10 protein-coding genes are annotated in these 8,514 nt (G+C 64.7%); 7 read left to right on the top strand and 3 right to left on the bottom strand.

Features of this window, described 5'->3' with window-relative positions; genetic code table 11:
* Window positions 1–85: 85 nt before the first annotated feature.
* The 3 genes from BN1127_RS06825 to BN1127_RS06835 are packed head-to-tail and all read right to left on the bottom strand — an operon-like array spanning window position 86 to window position 2,866.
* Window positions 86–328, bottom strand: coding sequence for a FeoC-like transcriptional regulator (locus tag BN1127_RS06825; RefSeq protein ID WP_005328051.1), 243 nt, complete (start codon window positions 326–328; stop codon window positions 86–88).
* Window positions 329–371: 43 nt separating this feature from the next.
* Window positions 372–2,642 (bottom strand): Fe(2+) transporter permease subunit FeoB, encoded by a 2,271-nt coding sequence (feoB, locus tag BN1127_RS06830; protein ID WP_005328050.1) that lies wholly within the window; start codon window positions 2,640–2,642, stop codon window positions 372–374.
* A complete protein-coding gene (locus BN1127_RS06835) occupies window positions 2,639–2,866 on the bottom strand; it encodes a FeoA family protein (protein ID WP_005328049.1) in 228 nt (75 codons plus the stop codon). Before BN1127_RS06835 ends, feoB begins: the two co-directional genes overlap by 4 nt.
* A 120-nt stretch (window positions 2,867–2,986) precedes the next feature.
* Between BN1127_RS06835 and BN1127_RS06840 the strand changes: the two genes are divergently transcribed.
* From BN1127_RS06840 to BN1127_RS06870, 7 genes are all read left to right on the top strand, one after another.
* Window positions 2,987–3,316 (top strand): translation initiation factor, encoded by a 330-nt coding sequence (locus BN1127_RS06840; RefSeq protein WP_005328048.1) that lies wholly within the window; start codon window positions 2,987–2,989, stop codon window positions 3,314–3,316.
* A gap of 244 nt (window positions 3,317–3,560) precedes the next feature.
* Window positions 3,561–4,118, top strand: coding sequence for a TMEM165/GDT1 family protein (locus tag BN1127_RS06845; RefSeq protein ID WP_041205993.1), 558 nt, complete (start codon window positions 3,561–3,563; stop codon window positions 4,116–4,118).
* 200 nt (window positions 4,119–4,318) lie between these two features.
* Window positions 4,319–5,257 (top strand): DUF2157 domain-containing protein, encoded by a 939-nt coding sequence (locus BN1127_RS06850; RefSeq protein ID WP_042648948.1) that lies wholly within the window; start codon window positions 4,319–4,321, stop codon window positions 5,255–5,257.
* A 96-nt stretch (window positions 5,258–5,353) separates the two neighbouring features.
* Complete coding sequence (locus BN1127_RS06855) at window positions 5,354–6,361, top strand: DUF4401 domain-containing protein (RefSeq protein ID WP_005328044.1); 1,008 nt, start codon at window positions 5,354–5,356, stop codon at window positions 6,359–6,361.
* A 106-nt stretch (window positions 6,362–6,467) separates the two neighbouring features.
* A complete protein-coding gene (locus BN1127_RS06860) occupies window positions 6,468–6,965 on the top strand; it encodes a GDYXXLXY domain-containing protein (protein ID WP_042648949.1) in 498 nt (165 codons plus the stop codon).
* A gap of 194 nt (window positions 6,966–7,159) precedes the next feature.
* Complete coding sequence (locus tag BN1127_RS06865; RefSeq protein ID WP_042648952.1) at window positions 7,160–7,912, top strand: substrate-binding periplasmic protein; 753 nt, start codon at window positions 7,160–7,162, stop codon at window positions 7,910–7,912.
* A gap of 252 nt (window positions 7,913–8,164) precedes the next feature.
* Window positions 8,165–8,443 (top strand): hypothetical protein, encoded by a 279-nt coding sequence (locus BN1127_RS06870; protein WP_042648950.1) that lies wholly within the window; start codon window positions 8,165–8,167, stop codon window positions 8,441–8,443.
* Window positions 8,444–8,514 lie beyond the last annotated feature (71 nt).

Below are 8,514 nucleotides of genomic sequence, written 5' to 3' on the forward strand. Positions count from 1 at the left end.
GACAGCAAGACAGCAAGACACACAATAAAGAGACCCGCCATCGGCGGGTCTCTTGTTGTCAGCTGACGCTCTCTGGCGACAGTGCTCAGCGCTGCTGTACCAGGCCTATCCGGCCTGGTTCGCACCACTCGAACATCACCTCCTCGCTCTTGCCGCAGCAACTGCCGCCGCACATCCGGGTCTCCCGCTTGGTGACGCGGCCCTTGCGCATCCAGACGCCGAGCATGGCCTCCACCGCATCCTCCGAGGTGTGGAAGTGGCGTGCCAGCTCCCGCCGGCTCACCCTCTGCTGCGCCGCCAGATAGTCCCCCAGCTCTCGCAATATCATGGTGTTACCTCCCCCTGATGGGTCAATCTGCTCCTCTGCGCCGTCACAGGGTCACCACCTTGCGAGCGACGATGTCCCCGTGGCGGCGGCCAAGCCACCACAGCAGCACCAGGGAGATCCCGTAGCTCAGGGTCCAGAACAGGCTCTGCTCGGGGTGAGCGGCGAAGGTCGCCAACTGATAGAAGAGGGTGGCGCACATGAAGGCCATGTAGTTGCACCAGGCGGCGGTGAACAGGGCCCATTGACGGCCGGTCTCACGTACCAGGGCGCCCATAGCGGCGGCACAGGGCATGTAGAGCAGCACGAACAACAGGTAGGCAAAGGCACCGGCCGCCCCGTCGAAGTGGGTCTGCATGTTGCCATAGGTGGAGGTGTCCACCTCCTGGGCCTCGGCGGCCGCCTGCTGATCTGCCAGCTCCCCGACCTTAAGCCCCATGGGATCGGCGGGATCGATGTCCGCCAGGTTCGCGGGAATGGTGGCCAGCGCCTCCTTCAGGCTGCCCAGCAGGGAGTATTCACTCGCCTCCTCGTCACCGGCGCCGCCGGCGTAGAGGCTGTTGAGGGTGGCGACCACCGCCTCCTTGGCGAAGATGCCGGTCAGGATGCCGACCGTGGCCTGCCAGTTGTCGTCACGGATACCGATGGGATGCAGCACCGGCGTCACCGTCTGGCTGAGCTGGCTCAACACCGAACGCTCCTGATCCTGGTTGCCGAAGCTGCCGTCGGTACCGAGCGAGTTGAGCACGCTCAGCACCGCCACCATCAGCACTATGGTCTTGCCCGCGCCGAAGATGAAGCCCTTGAGTTTTTGCCAGGTACGCAGTCCCACGTCCACCGGACGGGGCCACTCGTAGTCCGGCATCTCCATCACCATGGAGTCGCTCTTGCCCGGCAGCAGGGTGCTGCGCAGGAAGAGGCCGGTGAGCACCGCCACCAGGATGCCGAGCAGGTAGAGACCAAACACCAGGTTCTGGCCGGATTCGGGGAAGAAGGCCACCGCGAACAGGGCATAGACCGGCAGCCGGGCACCGCACGACATGAAGGGTGCCATGGCCGAGGTCATCAGCCTTTCGCGCTCCGAGCCCAGGGTGCGGGTCGCCATCACCGCAGGCACTGTGCAACCAAAGCCCATCAGCATGGGAACGAACGCCTTGCCGGGCAGCCCGAGGCGGCGCATCAGGGCATCCACCACGAAGGCGGCGCGAGCCAGGTAGCCCGAGCTCTCCAGCACGGCGAGGAACAGGAAGAGGCAGCCCACCACGGGGATGAAGGTCGCCACCGTCTGCAGGCCGGCGCCGACGCCGTCCGCCAGCACGGCTCCCAGCCAGTCGGGGGCCGCAGCCAGCCCCAGCAGGTGGTGCACCCCGTCCACGAACAGGGCGCCCCCCAGGATGTCGAAGAAGTCGATGAAGGCGCTGCCCACCTTGATGGCGAACATGAACATCAGGTACATCACCAGCAGGAAGAAGGGGATGCCCACCCAGCGGTTGAGCAGCGCCCTGTCCAGCCACTCGCTCTGGGCGACCGTGAGCTTGCCCTGCTGACGGCACGCCTGCTGGCTCCAGTGATGGATGTGGCCATAGCGCAGATCAGCCAGTTGCAGATCGATGTCCTGGGCGTGGTGGGCACGGCTCACCACGTTGCCAGCCGCCGCCTGCTGACCCGCCGCCAGCGTCTCCTGCATGGCGATGTCCTCCTCCAGCAGGCGCAGGGCACGGCCACGGTCGCTGAGGTGATGAGGGGCAAGCAGGGTCTCGAGCTCGGCGATGTCGGCTTCCAGCGGCTGGCCGTAATCCAGCACCAGGGCGGGCTGGGGCTGGCCGATGAACCGGTGGATCTGCTCCTTGAAGGCCACCACCTGCTGGCGATTGTGGGCCGACAGCGACACCACCGGGCAACCGAGCGCCTGGCCGAGCAGCCCCTCGTCTATGGTGATGCGGCGCTTTTGCAGCAGATCCATCTTGTTGAGTACCACCACCATGGGCAGGCCCAGCTCCCGCAGTTGCAGGGTGAGATAGAGGGAGCGCTCCAGATTGGCGGCGTCGATGACGTTGAGCAGCAGGTCCGGCTGCTGACCCTGCACGAAGCGGCTGGCGATCTGCTCGTCCAGGCTCGCCTCCTGATTGGCCAGGGAGTAGATGCCGGGCAGATCCATCAGGGTGTAATCCTGCCCCTTGGCGGAAAATTCGCCCATCTTCTTGTCGACGGTGACCCCGCTCCAGTTGCCCACCTGCTGGCGGGCACCGGTCAGGGCGTTGAACAGCGAGGTCTTGCCGCTGTTGGGGTTGCCGACAGTTACCAAGGAGTAGTTCATACCGGCTCCACCTCGATGTGCTGGGCCAGACTCTTTTGCATGGAGAGGCAGATGCCCTGGCACTGGACCTGGAGCGGATCCCCCAGGGGGGCGGCCCGCAGATAGAGGATCTCGGTCTGGGGCAGCAGCCCCATCACCATCAGCTTGCGTCGCAAGGTACGGCCAAGCTGGTTCATGTTCTTGATGCGAGCACGCTGCCCCGGCGACAACTGTGTGAGTACCATGACGGGCTCCTGAAGTTAAACAAGAATAATTCGCTTTTAGTGGGAGGGATTATAAGCTGTGCCCCCAACATTTATTTGCGTAAAATCAAACTCCGCTTAGCTAACCGACAAAGTATTGCCATGAGTCACGACAACAACAGCCGCCTGGTCTACAGCACGGACGGCGGCATGATCAAGGAACAGGCCCCCACCCAGAGCGCCTCCCCCTTCCCCACCGACGGTACCGTGCGCATCCGGCGCGAGACCAAGGGGCGCAAGGGCGCCGGGGTCATCACCATCCACGGTGTGCCGGCCGAACAGCAGAAAACCATCGCCACCCTGCTCAAGAAGAAGTGCGGTACCGGCGGCGGCCTCAAGGAGGGGATTATCGAGATCCAGGGGGACAAACGGGACCTTATCAAGGCCGAGCTGGAGAAGGCCGGTTTCAGCGTCAAGCTGGTGGGCGGTTGATCTGCTTGTCTCTCCCGCACTTTTTCCCTAGAATGCCGGCTCCCATCGAGGGGGAGTAGTCTCGCCACGGGTGCCAACCCAGTGCGCGATCCTGATCAACATACTTGGTGCCAACTCACCATGGTCAGGATGATCCGGGCAATGCCGGATTTGACAAGACCTTTGACGGGCCAGTGCCAATACCGGGGACGGATGGCGCAGGCTTGTCTTTGGTTTATAACAATTCCGTCCCCCGGTCATATTTATGGAAGCCTTGTTAACCTCAACCCTGAGCGTGGCCATCGCCGAGATCGGCGACAAGACACAGCTCCTGGCGTTGCTGCTCATCTGTCGTTTTCGCAAACCCTGGCCCATCATCGCCGGCATGCTGGTCGCCACCCTGCTCAACCATGCGGGTGCCGCCTGGATAGGGGAGTTCATCAGTCGCTGGATGGATCCCAAGGTGATGACCTGGCTGGTCGCCGGTGCCTTCATCGCCATGGCGGTCTGGATCCTGGTGCCGGACAAGATGGACGATGAAGAGAGTTCCCTCGACAAATACGGCCCCTTCATGGCCACCTTCGTGCTGTTCTTCATCGCCGAAATCGGCGACAAGACCCAGATAGCCACAGTGCTGCTGGCGGCCAAGTACGACTCCCTGACTCAAGTCATCACCGGCACTACCATCGGCATGATGCTGGCCAACGTACCCGTGGTGCTGCTTGGCAAGCTGGGGGCCGACAAGCTGCCCCTCAAGGGGATCCGCATCGCCTGCGCCATCCTCTTCGTGGGTCTGGGCGCCAGCACCCTGATCTTCGTCTGACGCACCAGCAACGAGGGGATAGGATGAGCGTGAGCACCCATCCATATCCCCATCTGCCCGTCATGCTGGCCCCCTCCTCCAGGTCGGGGCTTTTTTGTTGCCCCTGCCCCTGTCGCATCAGCGCCAGCGGGGTCTGCCCCGGGGCGCAGCGCCGTGCCATAATGCCTTACTATTCAGGCACGACGGCTTCAGGAGCCCCCATGCACGTCACCTCAAGACAGACCTTGCTCGACTGGGTCAGACGCGGTCGTCTCCCCCGGGAGTCATTGCCCGCCGCCCTCGCCCTGTGCGATCTGCCCCCGGCCCCGGTGCGCTGGCAGTGGCTGTTCGACAGGCTGCTGCTCTGGCTCGGCTGCCTCTGCCTCGGGGCGGGCCTGGTGTTCTTCGTCGCCTTCAACTGGCAGGCGCTGGGCCGCCTCTCACGCCTCGCCCTGCTGGAGCTGCCCCTGCTCGCCATGCTGCTGGTGCTCTGGCGCAAGCCCCTGGCCGACACCCCGCGCCAGGCCCTGTTGCTGGCCCTGGCCCTCAACATAGGCGCCCTGCTGGCCCTGGTGGGTCAGACCTACCAGACAGGTGCCGATCCCTGGCAGCTCTTCGCCACCTGGGCCCTGTTGTTGCTGCCCCTGGCGGCGCTCGGCAGAAGCCCGCTACTCTGGACCCTCGCCTGGCTGCTCGGCCAGCTGGCACTGGTGCTCTACTGGCGCCTCGGCCTCATCGATCTCTTCTTCTCCTTCAATGAGGAGGCCCTCGGCTGGTGCCTGACCCTGCTCAACGCCGCCCTCTGGGGTCTGCTCATCCTGACCCCCGCGCGTCTGGGGCTCATGCCCTCCTGGCTCCCGGGGCTGGCCGCCGGGTTCGGAGTCACTCTACTGGCCCTGCTGGCGCTGTTCGATGCTGCCTCCCCCTGGGTCTGGCCTGCCTGGCTCGCGTGGCTTGGCGCCGCCTACCTGCGCTGGCACCACAGATTTATCGCCGGGCTCGCCATGGGGTGTCTGAGCCTTATCGCCATCACTCTCGCGGCGCTGGGCAAGTGGATGGAGCCGGACATGAACGGCTTTTTGCTGCTATCCCTGATCGCCATCGGCCTCTCGGTCCTCGCCAGTCGCTGGCTGCAACAACAACGGAGGCAACATGTCTGATCTGATCCCCTGGCAGCACCAGCTTGCCGAGGCCCCCTGCCGCCATCGGTCTCTCTGTCCTCACCAACGGCTGGCTGCAACAGCAACGGAGGCAACATGTCTGATCTGAGCCCTTGGGAGAGGCTGCGGGCCGCCCATCTGGTGGAGGGCGACGCCCCCCGGGACGAGCAGCCGCACTGGTCGAGCCGTTTCCTGCTCGGCATGGTGGGCTGGCTGGCCGCCCTCTTCCTGCTGTTCTTCCTGTTCATGGCCTTCGAGAGCCTGATCCGCGAGCCAAACCACGCCCTCGTCATGGGCACCCTGCTGATGGCCGCCGCCCTCGGCCTCAACCGCCTGGCCCGGCGTAGCGATCTCTGGGATCAGTTCGTGCTGGCGCTCGCGCTCGCGGCCGATGCCTGGCTGCTCTATGGTCTCATCGACCAGATTGACCCCCACTCGGCGCCACTCTGGCTGGGACTAGCCCTGCTGTCGCTGGCCATCGCCGCCCTGTTCGAGCACTGGCTGGTTCGCCTGTTCCACAGCTTTGCCACCGCCATCCTGCTGACCATGGGGCTCGCCTGCCTCGGCCTGCAACTGCTGGCCCTGCCGCTGGTGATGGCCGCCCTCACCTTCTGCTGGCTGCAGGCCGAGCGCGACCCAGAACGCCACTCGCTCTATGAATCCCTCACCCTGGGGCTGGCACTCTCCCTGCTGGTGCTGGGTCGCCTGCATCATCCCCTGTGGGACGGCGGCGCCAGCGTGCTCGACGAGCTGGGCCACTCCCGCCTGCCGCTTATGCTCAATCCCCTGCTCTGCGCCGCCCTGCTGCTCGCCGTCATGGTCCGCCTCAAGCTGCCGCTGCTATACGGCCTGCCGCTGGTGGTGATCAGCGCCCTCATCCCCGGCATGGGGGCCGGCGCCCTGGTGCTGGTGCTTGGCTTCTATGCCGCCAGTCTCAGGCTCATGACCCTGGCCGGCTTGCTGTTGCTCGGCTTTGGCTCCCTCTACTACTACGATCTCGGGCTGACCCTGATGACCAAATCCTGGCTGCTGCTGGGCTCGGGCGCCCTGCTGCTTGGCACCCGCCAGATGTTGAAAATCCTCGGCAAGGAGATCGCCTCATGAGACGCTTTGCCCTCTTGCTGACCGGCCTCGCCACACAGCCGGACTCCGGTCCCCGGTTGCTCGGCGATGACCAAGGGCTCAAACATCTGCATGGGAGTATCCCCTCATGAGACGTCTTGGTTTCTTTCTGACAGGCCTCGCCATCCTGGTGGGCATCAATGTCACCGTCTGGCGTTTCGAGCACGCTATAAGCAGCGGCGAGACCGTGCTACTGGAGCTGGCCCCGGTCGATCCCCGCTCCCTGATGCAGGGGGACTATATGCGCCTGAGTTACGCCCTTGCCCGCCAGTTGGGGAGTCCGCATCAGGAGGGCGCCGCCGCCCAGATCCTGGTCATCCGCCTCGATGAGCAACAAGTGGCGCAGCGCGTGGAAGGGGGCAGAACCGACGCTCTGGCCCCGGACCAGCGGCTGCTGCTGGCCCGCTGGCAGCAGGGCCAGTGGCGGATAGGGCCGGATGCCTTCTTCTTCGAGGAGGGGACGGGCGAGCAGTACGAGCAGGCGCGCTACGGCGAATTCCGGCTGCAGCCGGACGGCGGGACCCTGCTAGTCGGCCTGCGGGACGAGGCGCTCAAGCCCATCGGCCACACCCGTCCGGCCTGGTGATGCGCCATCCGGGGAGCGCATTCCCGCCTCCTCTCTTGCGCCGCACCGGGGGGCGGCCGCGGTTGTTCGCCCCCTCGGGTGGCGAAACCCCGTGGCTTGACAACACTTGAAGCTGGGCACTCGGCAGCAGGACGGTCAGGATGAGAATAGGGATGCCAGGGATCACACGCACGCTCGGGGGCACCATCACGGGCATGGCCGCCCTGCTGGCGACACTCTGGGGCGGGCCGGGGGAGATGGGAAAGGCCAACGCCAGCCCGGCCCTTGGCAAGCTGCATTACCTCAGCGAAGAGTACAAACCCTATAACTTCACCGGGGAAGATGGCACCCCCAGCGGCTTTGCCATCGAGCTGCTGCACCTGGTGTGGCAGAAGACGGACACCCCGCCCCAGGCGATCAGCATCCTCCCCTGGGCCCGGGGCTACTACCTGCTGACCCAGAAGCCCAACGTGGTGCTCTTCGCCACTGCCCGCACCGAGGCGCGGGATCCCCTGTTCAAGTGGGCCTGCCCCATCGGCTATGCCGAAATCGTGCTGATGGGGCTGGCCAGCCATCCCCTCAAGCTCACCCGGCTGGAAGATGCCCAGCAGCACACCATAGGCGCCGTGCGTGCCGACGTGGGGGAGCAGTTGCTGCTCAACAACGGCTTCGACGAGCAGAAGATAATGACCGCCAACCGCCTTCCCCAGGCCCTGCGGATGCTCACCTCGGGTCGGGTCGACCTCATCTCCAGCAACAAGGCCACCTTGATGGATCTCATCCAGGCCCAACAGCTGGATCCCGCCCAGTTCGAGGTGCGCTGGGTGCTGAGCTCCGAGCAGTTCTGCTTCGCCTTCAGCCACCCGGTGGACGATGCCCTGGTCAAGGAGTTCCAGCACGGCCTGACCCAGGTGCTGGCCAGCAGCGAGTTCCAGCGGATCCAGCACAAGTACTTCCCGATCCCCTGACGTTCAGCGCCACGACAAGGAGCCGGGATGGGCTCCTCCCTTTTTCTGGGCCTGGCATGCCCGCCACGCCCTTCTCGGCCGCTCCCCGCCTCGGCGGTCGCTGACTCCCCCACAAACACCATGGAATGTCAGACGCTGGTCACCACAAGGGGTGACGCGGAGCGTCCCGGCTCCGTAAAATGGTGCCGGGAGCCTGTTGGCCCCACTCTCCCGGTGCAGATGGCACTTTGTTTGGACATATCAGGACTGAACATGCATAAAACAGTGAAGTGGTTGATGGGTGTCTCGGTGTGCGCCCTGTTGATGGCGTGCGGCGGCGACAAGACCACGGGCAAGGCCTGTCTCGGCGCCAACAATGACTCTCTGGTGGAGGGGATGCAGGACAAATGCAAGGCGGGTGACACCGTCGCCACCAAGCACCCGGCCTATTTCTGCGACTTCAACTACGCCGTCGCCTACAACAGTTACAACTCCGCCATCTGCGTCTACTCGGGGGCATTGAAACCGGAGCGCACCACCGAGAAGTCATAGCTCAGCAGGCTCACCGGGAGGTCGCCATCAGGCCGCAGGGCCCGGATTGTCGGGCAATGCTGATCAGTTAA

Origin of the sequence: Aeromonas media (genome assembly GCF_000819985.1) — a bacterium.
GTDB lineage: Bacteria > Pseudomonadota > Gammaproteobacteria > Enterobacterales > Aeromonadaceae > Aeromonas > Aeromonas media.

Bases quoted from the DNA above. Each gene is read 5' to 3' on its own strand.
- BN1127_RS06825 (WP_005328051.1), bottom strand. From the start codon at position 328: ATGATATTGCGAGAGCTGGGGGACTATCTGGCGGCGCAGCAGAGGGTG.
- feoB (WP_005328050.1), bottom strand. From the start codon at position 2,642: ATGAACTACTCCTTGGTAACTGTCGGCAACCCCAACAGCGGCAAGACC.
- BN1127_RS06835 (WP_005328049.1), bottom strand. From the start codon at position 2,866: ATGGTACTCACACAGTTGTCGCCGGGGCAGCGTGCTCGCATCAAGAAC.
- BN1127_RS06840 (WP_005328048.1), top strand. From the start codon at position 2,987: ATGAGTCACGACAACAACAGCCGCCTGGTCTACAGCACGGACGGCGGC.
- BN1127_RS06845 (WP_041205993.1), top strand. From the start codon at position 3,561: ATGGAAGCCTTGTTAACCTCAACCCTGAGCGTGGCCATCGCCGAGATC.
- BN1127_RS06850 (WP_042648948.1), top strand. From the start codon at position 4,319: ATGCACGTCACCTCAAGACAGACCTTGCTCGACTGGGTCAGACGCGGT.
- BN1127_RS06855 (WP_005328044.1), top strand. From the start codon at position 5,354: ATGTCTGATCTGAGCCCTTGGGAGAGGCTGCGGGCCGCCCATCTGGTG.
- BN1127_RS06860 (WP_042648949.1), top strand. From the start codon at position 6,468: ATGAGACGTCTTGGTTTCTTTCTGACAGGCCTCGCCATCCTGGTGGGC.
- BN1127_RS06865 (WP_042648952.1), top strand. From the start codon at position 7,160: ATGGCCGCCCTGCTGGCGACACTCTGGGGCGGGCCGGGGGAGATGGGA.
- BN1127_RS06870 (WP_042648950.1), top strand. From the start codon at position 8,165: ATGCATAAAACAGTGAAGTGGTTGATGGGTGTCTCGGTGTGCGCCCTG.